The sequence below is a fragment of the Pseudomonas sp. S1_G07 genome, assembly GCF_054668565.1.
This window is the reverse complement of record NZ_CP162778.1, coordinates 5,154,922-5,171,328: the sequence shown is the minus strand read 5'-3', so window position 1 is coordinate 5,171,328 and position 16,407 is coordinate 5,154,922. Positions and strand designations below refer to the sequence as shown.

Annotated in this window: 11 protein-coding genes and 5 pseudogenes; 10 read left to right on the top strand and 6 right to left on the bottom strand. The window is 55.1% G+C overall.

The window, feature by feature from the left end; genetic code table 11:
- Positions 1-169: 169 nt before the first annotated feature.
- From AB4O05_RS23575 to AB4O05_RS23555, 5 genes and pseudogenes are all read left to right on the top strand, one after another.
- Positions 170-951: pseudogene (locus AB4O05_RS23575) on the top strand (transposase family protein); the annotation flags it as partial.
- Positions 952-1,608: 657 nt separating this feature from the next.
- A complete protein-coding gene (gene ltrA, locus AB4O05_RS23570) occupies positions 1,609-3,132 on the top strand; it encodes a group II intron reverse transcriptase/maturase (protein ID WP_460135029.1) in 1,524 nt (507 codons plus the stop codon).
- Positions 3,133-3,212: 80 nt separating this feature from the next.
- Positions 3,213-3,693: pseudogene (locus AB4O05_RS23565) on the top strand (IS3 family transposase); the annotation flags it as partial.
- A gap of 28 nt (positions 3,694-3,721) precedes the next feature.
- Positions 3,722-4,291: a hypothetical protein gene (locus AB4O05_RS23560; protein WP_460135030.1), complete on the top strand. Its 570-nt coding sequence runs from the start codon at positions 3,722-3,724 to the stop codon at positions 4,289-4,291.
- Positions 4,292-4,299: 8 nt separating this feature from the next.
- Positions 4,300-4,683 carry a hypothetical protein gene (locus tag AB4O05_RS23555; RefSeq protein ID WP_460135032.1) on the top strand — a complete coding sequence of 128 codons (384 nt, stop codon included), beginning with the start codon at positions 4,300-4,302 and terminating at the stop codon, positions 4,681-4,683.
- Positions 4,684-4,737: 54 nt separating this feature from the next.
- Here AB4O05_RS23555 and AB4O05_RS23550 read toward each other — a convergent pair.
- Positions 4,738-5,024, bottom strand: a pseudogene (locus AB4O05_RS23550) (IS4 family transposase); the annotation flags it as partial.
- Between the two features lie 104 nt (positions 5,025-5,128).
- On the opposite strand from AB4O05_RS23550, the gene tnpA reads away from it, so the two are divergent.
- The 3 genes and pseudogenes from tnpA to tnpC all read left to right on the top strand — a co-directional run bounded on the left by tnpA (position 5,129) and on the right by tnpC (position 7,424).
- Positions 5,129-5,461 carry an IS66-like element accessory protein TnpA gene (gene tnpA, locus AB4O05_RS23545; RefSeq protein WP_460135033.1) on the top strand — a complete coding sequence of 111 codons (333 nt, stop codon included), beginning with the start codon at positions 5,129-5,131 and terminating at the stop codon, positions 5,459-5,461.
- The gene (gene tnpB / locus AB4O05_RS23540) at positions 5,458-5,793 is read left to right on the top strand and encodes an IS66 family insertion sequence element accessory protein TnpB (RefSeq protein WP_460135034.1); all 336 of its coding nucleotides are present in this window, start codon (positions 5,458-5,460) and stop codon (positions 5,791-5,793) included. The genes tnpA and tnpB overlap by 4 nt, the downstream gene beginning before the upstream one ends.
- Before the next feature lie 61 nt (positions 5,794-5,854).
- Positions 5,855-7,424, top strand: a pseudogene (tnpC, locus tag AB4O05_RS23535) (IS66 family transposase).
- Positions 7,425-7,523: 99 nt separating this feature from the next.
- Here the strand turns inward: tnpC and AB4O05_RS23530 are convergent.
- Positions 7,524-8,156, bottom strand: coding sequence for a TetR/AcrR family transcriptional regulator (locus AB4O05_RS23530; protein ID WP_460135036.1), 633 nt, complete (start codon positions 8,154-8,156; stop codon positions 7,524-7,526).
- A 68-nt stretch (positions 8,157-8,224) separates the two neighbouring features.
- Here AB4O05_RS23530 and AB4O05_RS23525 point away from each other — a divergent pair, with 68 nt between their 5' ends.
- Entirely contained in the window at positions 8,225-8,737 is a 513-nt protein-coding gene (locus AB4O05_RS23525) for a DinB family protein (protein WP_339420712.1), read from the top strand.
- A gap of 132 nt (positions 8,738-8,869) precedes the next feature.
- Here AB4O05_RS23525 and AB4O05_RS23520 read toward each other — a convergent pair.
- The 4 genes and pseudogenes from AB4O05_RS23520 to AB4O05_RS23505 form a co-directional block, all read right to left on the bottom strand.
- Positions 8,870-9,383: pseudogene (locus AB4O05_RS23520) on the bottom strand (transposase); the annotation flags it as partial.
- A 312-nt stretch (positions 9,384-9,695) separates the two neighbouring features.
- Complete coding sequence (locus tag AB4O05_RS23515) at positions 9,696-12,782, bottom strand: efflux RND transporter permease subunit (protein WP_460135037.1); 3,087 nt, start codon at positions 12,780-12,782, stop codon at positions 9,696-9,698.
- The gene (locus AB4O05_RS23510) at positions 12,779-13,900 is read right to left on the bottom strand and encodes an efflux RND transporter periplasmic adaptor subunit (protein ID WP_460135038.1); all 1,122 of its coding nucleotides are present in this window, start codon (positions 13,898-13,900) and stop codon (positions 12,779-12,781) included. The genes AB4O05_RS23515 and AB4O05_RS23510 overlap by 4 nt, the downstream gene beginning before the upstream one ends.
- 177 nt (positions 13,901-14,077) lie before the next feature.
- On the bottom strand, positions 14,078-14,698 hold the full coding sequence (locus AB4O05_RS23505; RefSeq protein ID WP_030132395.1) for a TetR/AcrR family transcriptional regulator: 621 nt from the start codon (positions 14,696-14,698) through the stop codon (positions 14,078-14,080).
- Positions 14,699-14,785: 87 nt separating this feature from the next.
- On the opposite strand from AB4O05_RS23505, the gene AB4O05_RS23500 reads away from it, so the two are divergent.
- Positions 14,786-16,261: an efflux transporter outer membrane subunit gene (locus AB4O05_RS23500; protein ID WP_460135039.1), complete on the top strand. Its 1,476-nt coding sequence runs from the start codon at positions 14,786-14,788 to the stop codon at positions 16,259-16,261.
- Positions 16,262-16,407 lie beyond the last annotated feature (146 nt).

The window sequence follows — 16,407 nt, the reverse complement described above, 5'->3', positions numbered from 1 at the left end:
ACCTAACACCGGCCCTGCGCCGGTGTTTTTATCTGGCTTTTTATTTTCCGACCTTGTTTTGCGGAAAAGGGGACATGCGGAAAAGGGAAAAGGGGACAGATTTATTTATCGGCGATGTCCCGTCCTGAATAAGGCTTACACCTTCTGATCGGTTTTTCAGGAGGATGTAATGGAATCAGCAAAAAGGCGTAGTCAGCGAGACTACACGCTGACCTTTAAATTGTCGGTCGTCGACCAGGTCGAAAAAGGCGAGCTGAGTTATAAAGAGGCTCAGGAGCGCTACGGGATTCAAGGCAAAACGACCGTTCTGACGTGGTTACGTAAGCACGGCCGGCAGGATTGGAGCCCAGGCACATACATTGGCTCGCCGAGGATGGGGTCTATGCCCGACAAAAACCGACCATTAACGCCAGAGCAACGTATCAAAGAGCTTGAAGAGCAGTTGGCGCTATCCAATCAGAAAGCGCAGTTTTTCGAGGCGGTCGTGGATGTCTTGAAGAATGACTACGGTCTGTCTGTCGTAAAAAAGCGTCCCGGCAAGTCCTCGCGCAAAAACGAATCCAAAACCTGAGCATCAGCAGGGCTTGCCAGTTCATGGGAATAAGCCGACAGGCTTACTACAAAGGCAATCGCGCCGATGTTGCTCGTTTCGTTCTGGATCAGAAAGTTGCCGATTTTGTTCAGCAAAAACGTCAGCGGCAGCCGCGGCTGGGCACCCGAAAACTGCATTACTTGCTGCATTGCCAGCCTCAACTTGAGCTGCAAGTGGGTCGAGATCGGCTGTTTTCGATTCTGCGGGAAAGACGTCTATTGGTAGCTCGCAAGCGGGCTTACCACAAGACGACCGACAGCCATCATCGCTTCCGGCGCCATCCGAATCTGCTCAAGCCCGGTCCCGATCAGGTTGTTCCAAGCGGCCCAGAACAAGTCTGGGTCGCGGACATCACCTATTGTGTGCCCGGAGTTCAGAGCGAGCATGGACGCTCAATTGAACCACGAGTCTATCTGGAATGTTGAACTGAAAACTCATGATGAGGAACCAAACAACCCCACCGACTGTGACGGTGGTGAACCTGAGCGGCAGTGACCTGTGGCATGCCTGCAGGGTGATGTAACCCGCTGACAACGGGGATTGAGGCGAGATCACTAAGCCAAGATGATCCTCAAGGTTGAGTGTTGAAAGGCTGAAGAACATGAATCCATTAATCCGCCTCTGAGGGTTGAAATGTCACCACGGCTTACGTGATCTGATAAGCCGTACAGAAGGAACAGGCAGTGACAAATAGGCGCTGCCGACCGAAGGAGCTCTGATAGGTAAGCGGAACTCTGGGACAGCGGAATCCATCACAGATCGGACTGCTGCCTTCTGTCAACTTGCGGCAAGCAAGGGTAAAGAGTGCGATGGGCAGCCTCCTCAATATGCTTGAGTCCAGATAGGTAAACCGGGGAAGGTCAATGACGGATGCCAAGGGGGCATGGCCCCGATGCCGCATTGACTGGCGGAGCTTCCGTAGTAGTTCGAGATGGGGAAAGCCCATTACATGGCGAAGGGAAGCAGTTTAAATGTGTTTGCCAAGCGAATTAACTGACCTAACAAGGTGAAGACCTTTGATAATCAGCGAAATGCAACGCAAGCTTGCCACATGGGCAGCAACAGATCCGCCCCAGCGGGTTGACCGGTTGCTGCGCCTGATAGCACAGCCGGACTGGCTGGCAGAGGCTGCGCGAATCACCCTGTCATCAAAAGGTGCCCGTACGCCTGGCGTTGATGGAGTGGATAAGCCAATGCTGCAAGCCAGACTGGCGGATGTATTGCAAAAGCTCAGGGAAGATCTTCTCTCAGGTAACTACCAGCCTCTGCCGGCCAGACGGATTTACATCCCCAAGGCCAATGGCAAGCGAAGACCTCTCGGCATCCCCACTCTGCGAGATCGTATTGTTCAACGGGCTATGCTGATGGCTATGGAGCCCATTTGGGAGAGCGAGTTTCACACGCTCTCGTATGGTTTTCGGCCTGAACGCAGTGTCCACCATGCAATTCGTACTGTGAAGCTCCAACTCACAGACAATGCAGAAACGAGGGGCCGCTGGGTCATTGAGGGTGACTTATCCAGCTACTTCGATACCGTGCATCATCGCCTGCTGATGAAAGCCGTACGCCGTAGAATCAGAGACACTCGTTTCATGGAGCTGCTGTGGAAAACAATCAAGGCTGGGCATATCGATGTCGGACTCTTCCGGGCTGCCAGTGAAGGAGTGCCGCAGGGTGGTGTTATATCGCCGCTACTGTCGAATATCATGCTCAATGAATTCGATCAGTACCTGCATGAACATTACCTGAACCAGAAGGCCCGAAAAGATCGGTGGTACTGGAACCATAGCATCCAGGTTGGTCGAAGCACGGCGATCAGAGAGAACTGGCAATGGAAGCCAGCCGTTGCTTACTGCCGATACGCCGATGACTTTGTGATCATCGTCAAAGGCACTAAAGCACAAGCGCAAGCCATCAGAGAAGAATGCCGGAGTGTGCTCGAAGACAGCCTGAAACTAAGGCTGAACATGGAGAAGACCAAGATCACTCATGTGAACGACGGGTTTGTCTTTCTGGGCCATCGGATTATCCGCAAGTGTAGCCGCTACGGCGATATGCGCGTGGTAACGACGATACCACGAGACAAAGCCAGAAGCTTCGCAGCATCCCTGACGGCTCTGTTATCAGGTAACTACAGTGAAAGCAAAATCGATATGGTTGAATCGATCAACCGAAAGCTGAAAGGCTGGGCCGCGTTTTATCAATTCGTTGATTTCAAGGCCAAAGTGTTCAGTTACATCGATCGTGTCGTGTTCTGGAAACTGGCCCATTGGCTGGCTCACAAATACCGATCCCGTATCAAACCCCTGATGCGTCAATGGTGCAAAGCTCCTAAGCCCTGCCAAAGTAAGACCTGGGTTTTATTTGGCAAGACTAATAATGGCAAGCTCAGTGGTGAAACACTATATCGGTTAGTTGGGCAAGGCAAGAAGCTGTTCCGATGGCGTCTGCCCGAAGGTAATCCTTACCTGAGGTCGGAACCCAGGAACACATGGACCTCGCGCTTCACTGAAGTGGCCATGGCGTTCGCCGGCATTTAAACGGAGAGCCGGATGCATTGAAAGGTGCACGTCCGGTTCGGTGAGGAGAGGCAGGGAAATAGTCCGACTACGCCCTGCCTCTTACTCAACTGCCAACGCAGGAAGGTGTGGCCTATCTGAGCCTTGTGACGGATGCTTTTTCGCGAAAGATCGTGGGCTATCACGTCCATGAAAGCCTGCACGCCGAGTCGGTCGCGCATGCACTGCGCCGGGCGGTGAAACACCGTCGAACGGAGCAGCCGCTGATCCATCACTCAGATAGAGGCAGCCAGTATTGCTCGGGAATGTACCAGGAACTGCACGCGAAACACGGCATCCGGTGTTCGATGACGGACGGCTATGACTGCTACCAAAACGCCTTGGCAGAGCGGGTCAACGGGATATTGAAGACAGAGCTTTTGCTCCAGCGACCTCAGGATTTAATGCAAGCGAAGAAGATGGTGAGTGAGTCGATATCGATCTACAACCGCGAGCGTCCGCACCTGTCTTTGAAGTACAAAACGCCCGATGCTGTGCATCGGGCGTTAGGGTGAAACAGGTGTAAACCTATTTCAGGACTAGACAAGCCCTTGCCCAAGGTCCGAAGGGCATGATGCAACTGGCAGTAGGGAAGCTTGTTGAGAACACCGAATATGGTGAGGCGCTAGGTAAAAAGCTGGACGAGCTTGAAACGAAGCTGGGTAAGGCACTCGCCGAAAAAATGTCGGGGATTGTCACCCTTGATGTTGATAGTGCGGACGACCAGTACCTTATTGGCGGTGGGAAGCTACTTAGCAGCATTTTGACCGGAGCGGTGCCTGGTGGGCCGAAGGGTAAGGGCGGGACGCGCGTTACGATAGAAGGCGGCCCGATTAATGACCATCGCGTCGGTGCAAAAGGCCCGCTACTGCCTGACAGTAACTGGAAGAACAAAGAAGCGCCCACTCAGGTTACCCCGGGGACTACGCGGGTGGTGGACATCAAACCGAGCAGCCGTAAAAAAGATGAGTTTTATGAGCGGACCACGCATTATGATGAGTATGGGCGTAGCAAAGGTCAGACCCACATGACAGATCATGGGCAACCTGACGTGCATCCTAATCCCCACCATCATGTGCGAGATGTGGAGCGAAATCAAAATGTCAAAGGTGCCAGGCCTGGCGTGCACCCAGATTACTAGGAGGGAATATGCGGCTACTTGAAATGAGCTTTGAGGGCATTGAGAAGCTTTCCATTATTTCAGATTTTGATTTTTATAATCTAAACCTCGTGCTGGGACTCAGCTTGCAGCGAGAAAATATGGGTCACGCAGTTGATACTTACAGGGTTAGCCTGGAGATGCTTTATGAGTCTGAGCAGTCGGCGTTTGAAGTTGTTTTAGGGTTTACAGGGGTTCGTCGTTTAGCAATTCCTGATGTGTGTGGGAGTTTTTACTTGAGCGAAATTGAAATGGATGACGTCTCAGCTGATCAGCTTGAAGGAGTTAAATATAGGCTGAAAGACTATGGAGGCACAGGGTTTGAAGTGCTTGCTCGGGAATTTTCAGTTGTCAGCTGCAAGCAACATTTGTGAAGCGAGAGTTGAACGCGAAATAGGCGCGAAATAGGGGGCAGACCAGAATGGCACTTACTTAACCTTCTTCGGGTGACCATTCTTCCTGACCTCGGCTCTGGCTGATCGACGTGTTTTCATCAGCATCGGATAAGGCTTGGGTCTTCGTTTTATTGCACGTGGCTCAATCCTGCCAGGACGCCTTCCAACACGTTTCTGGGCAATCAGCTCAAGCAGATTCAGCATCTGATCTTCTTGCTCCTGACCCCGTACCGCCTCAACGCAAGGCACAGCTGAAGGCTATGTTTGAAGCTCAGCTCCCGAGGCAGACAGTCGGCCAACAGAGCTGATTGCGCCATGAGCGTATCCGTCCGGGCAAGTCATCTACCCAGCCCCCCAAGGCCAAGACATGGTGTGCACTTAAATTTAAGTGGACACCAATTCTAGCCTTTTAAGCGGGTATTTCATGCAGCCACAACGCCGTTCCTACTCCAAATCCTTCAAGACCCAGGTCATTCAAGAGTGCACCCATCCCGGCGCTTCGATTGCCAGCGTCGCCCTCAGCCATAGCCTCAACGCAAACCTCGTCCACAAATGGATTCGGGTGCAAGCGCAGAAAAGCACGGCGCTGCAACCTGCATTCATTCCGTTACCCATCCAGTTGGCCGGAGCAAACTCGCAAGCTGCATTATCAAATATCTGCGTTGAGATCCAGCACCCGCGTGGCACCATCAAAGTGAACTGGCCAACTGAAAGTGCTGCTGCCTGCGCGACTTTTCTTCGAGACCTGCTTCGATGATCCGCATCGACTTCATCTGGCTCGCCACCGAGCCGATGGACATGCGCGCCGGTACTGAGACGGCGTTGGCCAGGGTGATCACGGTGTTCGGTGCGGCGAAGCCGCACTGTGCTTATCTGTTCGCCAACCGCCGCGCGAATCGCATGAAAGTGCTGGTGCATGACGGCTTCGGGATCTGGCTGGCGGCTCGCCGGTTGAACCAGGGTAAGTTCCACTGGCCAGGCATTCGCCAGGGCTCTGAAATGGAGTTGGATACCGAACAACTCCAGGCTCTGGTGTTGGGCCTGCCATGGCAACGCGCTGGCTCCGGCGGTGCGATCACACTGCTTTAACGGCTGCCATTAGCCTATCGATCTATCGCCGCGAACTGCCTGCTCTGGCAAAATCGGCACCATGACTTCTCTCCCCAATCTCGATCACCTGAATCCCGAACAACTGCGTGCGTTGGCGGCGCAGTTGATACAGCGCGTAGAGACGCTCGACCATCAAGTCGACACGCTGGGTAAGACGGTTGAGACGATGAGCAGGAAGACCAATCGCGATCAAACGATGATCGAGAAGCTGACCCACGAGATCGCACAACTCAAGCGTTTGAAATTTGCCAAGCGCAGCGAGCAGATGAATCCTGAGCAGGCCAGCTTGCTCGATGACCTGATCGATACCGATATCGCGGCGATTGAAGCAGAACTTCAGGCCTTGCAAACAGTGCTGACTCCGATCGAGAAAAAGCAAAAGCCCAAACGCACTGCTTTGCCGGCAGAGTTTCCACGCACGTTGATCCATCACGAACCGGGCAACACTCACTGCTCATGTGGCTGTGTACTCAAACGCATCGGTGAAGACGTCAGCGAGAAGCTGGACTACACGCCCGGCGTGTTTACCGTTGAACGCCATGTGCGGGGCAAGTGGGTATGCGATGAATGCGAAACGCTGATCCAGGCACCTGTTCCGGCGCAGGTCATCGACAATGGCATCCCGACTGCCGGGTTACTTGCGCACGTCATGATCGCGAAGTTTGCTGACCATCTGCCGCTTTACCGTCAGGAATCGGTTTTTGGTCGGGCAGGCCTTGCGATCCCTCGCTCCACCTTAGCTCAATGGGTGGGTATGACGGGCGTGCAGTTACAGCCGCTGGTCGATGCACTGCGTGACGTGGTGCTCGGGCAGCAATTGATTCACGCCGATGAAACACCCGTGCAGGTGCTCGTTCCTGGCTCAAAGAAAACCCACCGCTCCTATGTTTGGGCCTACGCCACCAGCCAGTTTTGCGAAACAGCGGCTGTTGTTTATGACTTCAGCCCCAGCCGTGCCGGTGAGCATGCTCGCAACTTCCTGCAAGGCTGGAAGGGCAAGTTGGTCTGTGATGATTTTGGTGGCTACAAGGCCAGTTTTGAACTCGGCGTGACCGAGATCGGCTGCATGGCCCATGCACGGCGTAAGTTCTTCGAACTGCACGCTACGAATAAAAGCACGCTTGCTGAGCAAGCCCTGCGCTATATCCGGTTGTTGTACGAAATCGAAAGCGAAGTCCGCGACTTGGAGCCGGATTTACGGCGCCGAATACGGCAAGAAAAAAGCCGTCCCGGTGATGGACATGCTACATGCCTGGATGAGCGCCCAGCGTAACCTCGTGCCCGAAGGCTCAGCCATCAGCAGAGCCCTGGATTACAGCCTGAAACGCTGGGCAGCGCTGTCGCGCTACCTCGATGACGGGACCGTACCCATTGATAATAATTGGTGCGAGAACCAGGTCCGGCCATGGGCTCTTGGACGTAAGAACTGGCTCTTCGCAGGGTCGCTACGCAGCGGAAAACGGGCAGCGGCGATCATGAGTTTGATCCAGTCGGCGCGGCTGAATGGGCATGATCCGTATGCCTATCTGAAAGATGTGCTGGCACGGCTGCCAACGCAGCGCGCTAGCGAGATCGGACAACTGTTGCCGCACCAGTGGATACCGACCTGACTTACGAAGGTGAGTTGGCCGTGCGCTTATACCCGGTAGCCCAACGGCGTTCGAAGTGAGCCTCGGCCAGGCGATTAGCATGCATCATAAGTAATCGTCTTACTCGGGATTGATCCCTTCGTCTAAGTACTTGCTGACTAAACGGATAAGCTCGCTTTGTATCGTGGGATCATCCAACAATCCACGACGTGCCGCGTTATGAATCACTCCATCAACCGCGTCGGAGATGATTAATGCTTTGATGTGATCAGCTTTATTGGGCTGACGGTTTCGATAAATAGATACCGCATCTGCATAGTACGCCAAGTATTCAATCTCAAATCTGCTATTGGGGTTCCGATAGTCATCGGAACTTGGGGCCTCATCAAGCAATACCCTATGCAGCCCAGGGTAGGTGCTATGGGCTTCGATCATGGCCTGTACGATGTTAGCCACGAACTCCATCGGCGCCAGCCCTTTGGCTTTGATTTTTCGCATGATGGAAAGACAGTCATCAAGGTGATTCTGGCGAATGGCATCCACCAAGGAGAGCTTGTCCGGAAAGTACTGATACAAAGAGCCGACGCTCACCCCGGCTAGGTCTGCAACTTTATTGGTTGTGAATCCCGCCCACCCCTCACGGCTCAAAACGCGAGCCCCAGCTTGGATGATTGTTTCAACCGTTGCGCGGGAACGGGCTTGTCTTGGCTCCTTCCGCATCATCGGTTTCTGTTTTCCAATGCGAGTAGACAATAAAATCATCTCCTACAGAATATGCAAATATTACTCACATTTTGTGTAACTCGGAAGGGTAGACCTTTATGAGCCTCTTGCTTCAGAAACTCTATAGATACCATGCTTGGGCCAATATCGACTTATTCGACAAATTGGGAACTCTTGATGAGGAAAAGTATGAGACTGAGCTGCATACCTCCTCACGTCTGATCAATCACTATCATGTGGTGGCAGAAATCTTTGCTGCACACCTAAGCGGCACGCAAAACCCTCATGTATCCGATAACACGCTCGATACGCCAACACTCGACGATTTACGTGCGACTGTGACGCTCTCCGATCAGTGGTATCTGGATTACTTACGGAGTGCCTCATCCGAAAATCTATCCGAGGCCATACCATTTGTCTTTACCGACGGAGACAAAGGTTACATGACCAGAGAAGAAATGCTGACCCACGTTGTGCTCCATGCTGGCTATCACCGCGGAGAAATCGGTCGGATGCTTTGGCAGCTTTCGATTACGCCGCCGTGGGATACTTTTGCTGTCCATCTTCATAAGGTCGAGCCCGCGCGTAGACGACAGGGAGAGGAAGAGTGATCGTCAGACTGGAACTGAAGGGCTTGTACCGCATGACCGGCTGACCGCTCGGTAACGCAAGGAATGCAGGCCAGACGATGACCGAGTGTCTGTGTATCAGACTACGAATCCACTCGCCTCGAGTAAGAGGCCGCAAGGTGTATTCCCGGAACGCTTACCCATGAGCATCCGTATCAGATTGTGCGCCAGCAAGTAGATCCACAACTCTTTGACGGTCATACCTGGCGTCTTGCAGCTCAGCGCTTCAAGCCCCAGCGTAGTCTTGAGGTTGCGCAGATCCAGCTCCACATGCCATCGGTCTTTGAACAGTGATTTAAGGGCCGCTTTTGGCACCTGCTGTGGACAACTCAAAGTGGTGACCAAGATTTTCCCTCCGGCCTTCAACTCACGTACTGTCAGCGTTTATAGAAAAATCATTCACGGCATTCTGACAGGAGCGATCGGCGCTCATCGCCTGGGACAAAAACAGGGACAGTGTTTCGGTCGGGGGGAATAGCCGCTGGCGATGCTTGGGTATCGACGACTCGACACCCTGCAATAGCTCCGGATCGGTGAGCAGCTTGAAGAAAGCATGAGCATTGCTGTTCGTGGCGTGCTGGCGCATACGGTGTTGTTGATGGTGGACGATTTGGCGTCTACGATTCACTCGGGCTGTGTCCTTGCTTGATCGGTGTGTGTTCGCAACTATCACCGTAGACCAAGGCCAGCATTTTTTCATTTTTTGCAGCCGTATCAGCTAGTTAGCCGTTAAGTAAGTGCCATTCAAAGCTGTCCCCTTTTTTCGCACAAACAACACCGCCTGCAATGACAGGGCTGCAGATAGCCCGTCAAACACAGTTCTTCCCTGGAGCCAGTTGGCCGGAACCACGAAGGGCGCAGCGGGATCAAACTACTAAGTAATCTGGGCCAACGAGCTCATATCGATTTTCCTTTTTGAGACGATCCAGGCACGCAGGTATCAAGCAACATGAGTGTTCGCTGCAAGCTCATGCGCGGGCTCAGGCTTGATCTTGAACCAGAGGGCGTACATCGCTGGCAGGAACACCAGGGTCAGCACGGTGCCAGCAAACGTACCGCCAATCAGGGTGTAGGCCAGCGTTCCCCAGAACACCGAATGGGTCAGCGGAATGAACGCCAGCATCGCCGCCAACGCCGTGAGAATCACTGGCCGTGCACGCTGTACAGTGGCTTCGACCACTGCGTTATAAGGCGACAGACCGGCTTGCTTATTAGAGTGAATCTGGCCAATGAGGATCAGCGTGTTACGCATCAGAATCCCTGACAAGGCAATCAATCCCACCAAGGCGTTGATCCCGAACGGCTGCTGGAACAGCAGCAGAATTGGCACCACACCAATCAAGCCCAAAGGCGCGGTGGCGAACACCATCATCATTGCCGACATCGAGCGCACCTGAATGATGATGGTCAGCAACATCAGCGCGATCATGATCGGGAACAACGGCAGCAATGCCTTGTTTGCTTTACCCGACTCTTCGATCGCGCCGGCAAACTCAATGCGGTAGCCCGCCGGCAGCTTTTCGATGATAGGTTGCAACTGCGTTATCAAGGCGTTGGAGACATCGGGAGGCTGAAGACCTTCAGCCACGTCACCGCGCACGGTTATTGTCGGCGTACGATCACGACGTCGCTGGATGGGCTCTTCCATGCGCACATCCACCGTCCCTACCTGGGACAGCGAAACGCGCTGGCCTTGGACGCCGGTCAGCGTGAAGGAGGTAATTTTCGATGGATCCAGACGCGTCTCACCAGCGGAGCGAGCGACCACCTGAACCGAACGAATGTCCTCACGCACCTCGGTGACAGGCGCCCCCGTGAGCAGAAATTGCAGCTGTTGTGCGACATCGGTCGAGGTCAAGCCGAATGCTTGCAGGCGATCCTGATCCAGCGTGAGATGAAGTGCCGGCACGCGCTCGCCCAAGTCGGTGTTGACGGTCCTCATCATGGGGCTGGCGGTCATGACCTCACGCACCTGCGCGGCGATATCCCGCAACACTGCGGGGTCGGCGCCCATCACCCGAAAGGCCACCGGATACGGTGAGTAAGGACCAAATACCAACTGCGTCACCCGCACGCGGGCTTCAGGCGCCAAACCATCGGCCGTGGCTTGCCTGAGCCGAATCTTGAGCGCCTCACGCTCTTGCTGACTCGCCGTCAGGACGACGATTTTTGCGAAGGATGGATCGGGTAGCTCAGGGGCCATCGCCAAATAGAAGCGCGGCGCGCCCTGGCCAATGTAAGCGGTGACGATCTTGGCTTCCGGCTGCTGAGCCAACCACGCCTCGACCTTGGCCGCCGCCACATCAGTCTGTTCGATAGAGGTGCCGTAAGGCATCTGCACCTCAACCAGCACCTCAGGTCGGTCGGATGTTGGAAAGAACTGCTTCTTGACCACGCCCATGCCCAGAATCGCAACAACAAACAAGCCCACGACGGATGTCGCCACCAGGCCTTTGCGGCGGATCACACTGCCCAGCAGGCGCCTGAAACGCTGGTAGTTCGGTGTACCGTAAATCGCCGTATGCCCGCCTTCAGGCACCTTGATCTGCGGCAGCAGTTTGACGCCCAGGTAAGGGGTAAACACCACGGCCACCACCCAGGAAGTGATCAGCGCAATGCCAACGATCCAGAACATGTTCGCGGTGTACTCACCAGCGGTCGACTTGGCAAAACCGTTGGGCATAAAGCCGATCGCCGTCACCAACGTCCCCGACAACATCGGCGCGGCCGTGTGGCTCCAGGCATAAGCGGAGGCCTTGATTCGGTCGTAGCCCTCCTCCATCTTCACCACCATCATTTCAATGGCAATGATTGCATCGTCCACCAGCAGCCCCAGCGCCAGAATCAACGAGCCCAGGGTAATTCGATCGAAGTCTTTGCCCGTGGCCGCCATGACAATGAACACGGCCGCCAGAGTCAGCGGCACCGCTGCGGCAACCACAACGCCGACACGCCAGCCCATGCTGAGAAAACACACCAGCAGCACCACGCCCAAGGCAGCAAAAAACTTCACCATGAACTCGTTGACAGATGCGCCAATATTCACCGCTTGATCCGTGACCTTGGTCAGGCTCATGCCCAAAGGCATCTGCTCATTGATCGCTGTTGCCTCAGCGTCCAGCGACTTCCCCAAATCCAGGCCGTTCCAGCCATCGCGCATGACCACGCCGAGCAACAGTGCCGGCTCGCCGTTGTTGCGTACCAGGAATGTCGCGGGGTCCTCATAACCGCGCTTGACCTCAGCCACATCGGACAACTTGAGGGTTCTGCCCTGCACTGTCAGCGGGGTATTGCGAATCTTCTGCAGGTCATCAAACGCGCCATCCAGGCGGATGAAAACCTGGGGCCCCTTCGCTTCTACCGAACCGGCCGGCGTTATCATGTTTTGCGTGTTCAACGCACTGAAGATGTCTCGTGCAGAAATGCCCAGTGTCGCCAAACGCTCGTAGGACAGCTCGACAAAAATGCGCTCGGCCTGTTCACCGATGATGTTGACCTTCTTCACACCCGCCACATGCAGCAGACGCTGGCGCAAGCTCTCGGCTTCGCGCACCAGCAGACGTTGCGGCTCGCCCTTGGCCTTGAGCGCATAGAGCGCGAAGGTGACATCGGAATACTCATCATTGACCGTCGGGCCGATCACCCCGGATGGCAACCCTTTCTGCTCATCCAGGATTTTCTTGCGCGCCTGGTAAAACTCCTCCTGGACGGCTGAGGGTGGCGTGCTATCGAGCAGATAAACCGTGGTGAATGCCAAGCCGGGCCGGGTAAAGGTCTCGGTCCGATCGTACCAACGCAGTTCCTGCATGCGTTTTTCCAGCTTTTCTACCACCTGGTCTTGCATCTCTTGGGCCGTCGCCCCAGGCCAGGCGGTGACCACCGTCATTTGTTTAATGGTGAATGCGGGGTCTTCCGCACGCCCCAGTTTGAAGAAGGCGTACAACCCACCCACAGAAATCAGCAGGATCAAAAACAGGGTGATTGAGCGCTCGCGCACTGCCAGCGCCGAAAGATTGAAGCCGCTCATCGACTTACCTCAACCACTGAATTTTGCGGAGCATCGGCGAGTTCAGTCCTGACCTTCTCTCCCTCTCTCAGCAAGTGAGCACCCAATGCGACAACACGATCACCCACCTGCAGATCACCCGTCACGCGCACGCTGGCCTCATTATTCAGACCGCGAACCTTGATCGGGCGCCATGCCACCTGCTCAGGTTCCCCGCCCACCACCCAGACCCCCGGACCTTTACCGGCGTCGTAGAGGGCCCCCATGGGCACCTGTAATTCCTTGGCATCAGCAACATCCGTGTCAGCGATAACCACTGAGATCGTCGAACCCAGGGTGGCGTTGGAGAGCTCCCCCTCCAGCACATAACGCGCTTCAAACGTTCGGGTCTGTCGGTCGGCAGAGTCGGACAACTGGCGTAAACGCGCTTTACCTGCAGTCTGGTGCTGGCCGTACAGCTCAACCGTCGCCGCCGAGCCCAGCGCAGGACGTAACGTCTCGGGCAACTGGATCACCGCCTCGCGCTGCCCTGAGTGGGCAACACGCACCACCACCTGAGCTGCGCCAATCACTTGCCCCGGCTCAGCCAAGGTATCCACTACCACCCCGTCAGCATCCGCCAGCAATGTCGAATAACCGGTCGCGTTTTTCGCCACATCAGCCTGGGCCTGGGCAGCGTTGAGTTGGGCTTTCGCCGAGTCGGCAGCTGCTTTGAACCCTGCGTAAGCTGACGCAGATACCGCTCCGACGGACACCAGATCACGGTAGCGAAGCTCGTCATCGGAGGCCTGCCGAGCTCGGGCCATGGCGGCCAGTACCGCTTCCTGCTGTGCTCGCGCGGTCAGCGTCAGGTCGTTGGCATCGATTCGCATAAGGGGCTGCCCGCGCTTGACACTCTGTCCAGTATCCACCAAACGCTCCAAGACCTTCCCAGGTACCCGAAAACCGAGATCGCTCTGAACTCGGGCCGCGACGATACCGGTGAATACCCGTGCCGCAGGCGCGGAGGGTTGAACCACGCCGATGCGCACCAAGGGCACTTGAAGGCGAGGATCGGCAGGCGTGGCCTCGTTGCAGGCCGCTAGGGCAAACGGCAACAAGACAATGAAGATGAGTGACATGCGATGGCGCTGGATCATAAAGACCTCTCGGTAGCGGATGCACCATGCTTATTCAAGTGACCATTTATGTCAATAGTCACTACCGAGATGAATGAACATCGCCCACTTGATCAGAGCAAAGCTAAGAAGCTCGATATCTAGTTATTTCAGGCGCACACGCTGATACGGATGCGCAGCGCATCCGTCAGCAGAGGTTTAAGGCATCAGGCTGCGCAGAACAAGATTGGAGATGAGAGAAGGGGCTTCTTCAACAAAATCGAGGTTGTACTGCAATAGCAGAGGATTGATGAAGGGCCGCAGAGCGAGATGAATTGCCTCTACCGTCTCGTCCAGCGGAGTCTTGCGTTCAAACTCGCCGAGCTCTCGCCCCTCACGCACGATTTGCAACACGAAGCTCTTAATCTGAGCGTCATAGACTTGTGAGCTGGGCCATCGCTCCGACGCGGCGAACGCTGCGATGTCGTAGAGTTTACGGTCGTTAAAGAACAGGCTCACACCTGTAGCGATTAAGGTTTTGACCAGGCGCCGAAAACGTTCAGTCGGCGAGATGCCGTCTACATTGATGGCTTGCTCCACTGCCGCAACGATTTCGGTCAGGCAGTTTGTACAGATTGCTTCACCAATCGCCTGCTTGGATTCAAAGAATTTGTAGATGTAAGCCTTGGAAAAGCCGATGGCCTTGGCCAGGTCAGAAACCGTTGTTTTACCATAACCGTATTGACTGAAATGTTCGTTGGCCGCCGCAACAATCTGGTCTCGAATGTCGTGATCGGCTGGGCCACGGGCGCTGGGCGAAGAAACTGATGGCTGATTCATGCGAGCAGCTTACTCATCCTAAAGGTGGTTGACAACTTGTGACCAAATTGTAATATCGTCACAAATCGACCCTTTCGTAGGTATCGCATGCATCCTCCTCCTCGTTTCGCCGTTTTACTGTGTTTGGGTATGGTTGCAGGTTGCGCAGTGGGCCCCGACTACTCAAAACCCCGTGTGGAATTGCCCGAGCATTTCTCCGCGCAAACGTCCAAGGCACGACAATTGGGCGCCGCAAATGACGATCTCGCCGCTTGGTGGAACGCATTTAATGACCCAATACTCAGTCAGCTGATAAATCGAGCACTTGAACAGAACCTCGATTTAGCCCAGGCAAACGCAAGGATCGAGCAGGCTCGCGCCGGTTTGGGCGCAGCTAACGCAGCCCTCCTGCCGTCGGCTACCGTCAATGGTCAGGCGGCCCGAGCCCGTCAGTCAGTGGAGACGCCGTTGGGCCAAGTGCTGAATTCAGACCCTTCCTATAATCGCTACGGCAGCGCCTATGAGGCGAACTTGAATGCCGGCTGGGAGCTGGATGTGTTTGGCGGGCTGCGCCGAGGTAAAGAAGCGGCCTTCGCCGATTATCAGGCCTCGCAAGCCGGAGCGATCGCCACACGTCTGGCAGTGGTCGCGCAAACAGCCGACCTTTACATCAGCATCCGTGGCCTGCAAGCACGTCTGGAAATTGCCCGGCAGCAAGTAGACACACGACAACAACTGCTCACCACCATCGAACATCTCTACGCAAAAGGCCTGGCGGCTGAACTGCAGTTGAACCAGACCCAAGGCGCGCTGAACCAAGCGCAGGCCAGCGTGCCGGTACTGCAAGCAGGCATTGACACGGCAATGAATGCGCTGGATGTCATGTTGGGTAAGGCGCCCGGCACTTACAGCGCGCAGTTGACTAAGCTGGCGCCCATCCCTGAGGTGCCAGGCCTCTCGGATATGGGCGCTCCAGCCGACCTGCTGCGTCGGCGTCCAGATTTGATCGTCGCGGAGCGCCGTCTTGCGGCATCCAGTGCGCGCATCGGCGAAGCCATGTCCGAGTACTACCCCAAACTGTCTGTGGCTGCGCTGCTCGGCAGTGCTACATCGGTATCCAGCGCAAACCTGTTCAGCAACGGCGCCAGTCAGGCTTCGGCGGCACTGGGATTACGCTGGCGGCTGTTCGATTTTGGCCGCATCAACGCCCAGATTGATTTGGCAAAGGGCCAGGAAGCCGAAGCCTTGGCCGCTTACCGCAAGTCCGTTCTGCGGGCCTGCGAAGATGTGGAAAGCGCTGTTTCTGCACGGATCAACCGCGAGCAACAATCGACCCAGCTCGCCCAGGGCGAGTCGGCGTATGCGAAAGCCAGAGCGACATCGTTTGCCGCCTATGAAAAAGGCGTGGTCAGCTTGATCGAAGTGCTGGATGCCGATGAACATCTCCTAGCGGCATCTGATGGCAGAGCCCAGGCACAAACTGAATCGGCTCGCGCTGCAGTGGCCACGTTCAAAGCCTTGGGCGGCGGTTGGCAGCGAGATGACTCAGATGCTCGCGTTGTCTCAAAAACAGCGGAAACTTGAATGTTTTTTCCTGATCCAGGGATATCGAAAGAACTCCAATAAAATACGGGCTGGATTAGGATAATCGTAGGGACATATATACTAAAAAACAGAATAATTTCATTGTAGAGCAAATGCTTATTTTTCTGTTCGAGTCCAGGTCTTGG

Bases quoted from the DNA above. Each gene is read 5' to 3' on its own strand.
- AB4O05_RS23560 (WP_460135030.1), top strand. From the start codon at position 3,722: ATGATGCAACTGGCAGTAGGGAAGCTTGTTGAGAACACCGAATATGGT.
- AB4O05_RS23555 (WP_460135032.1), top strand. From the start codon at position 4,300: ATGCGGCTACTTGAAATGAGCTTTGAGGGCATTGAGAAGCTTTCCATT.
- tnpA (WP_460135033.1), top strand. From the start codon at position 5,129: ATGCAGCCACAACGCCGTTCCTACTCCAAATCCTTCAAGACCCAGGTC.
- tnpB (WP_460135034.1), top strand. From the start codon at position 5,458: ATGATCCGCATCGACTTCATCTGGCTCGCCACCGAGCCGATGGACATG.
- AB4O05_RS23525 (WP_339420712.1), top strand. From the start codon at position 8,225: ATGAGCCTCTTGCTTCAGAAACTCTATAGATACCATGCTTGGGCCAAT.
- AB4O05_RS23515 (WP_460135037.1), bottom strand. From the start codon at position 12,782: ATGAGCGGCTTCAATCTTTCGGCGCTGGCAGTGCGCGAGCGCTCAATC.
- AB4O05_RS23510 (WP_460135038.1), bottom strand. From the start codon at position 13,900: ATGATCCAGCGCCATCGCATGTCACTCATCTTCATTGTCTTGTTGCCG.
- AB4O05_RS23505 (WP_030132395.1), bottom strand. From the start codon at position 14,698: ATGAATCAGCCATCAGTTTCTTCGCCCAGCGCCCGTGGCCCAGCCGAT.
- AB4O05_RS23500 (WP_460135039.1), top strand. From the start codon at position 14,786: ATGCATCCTCCTCCTCGTTTCGCCGTTTTACTGTGTTTGGGTATGGTT.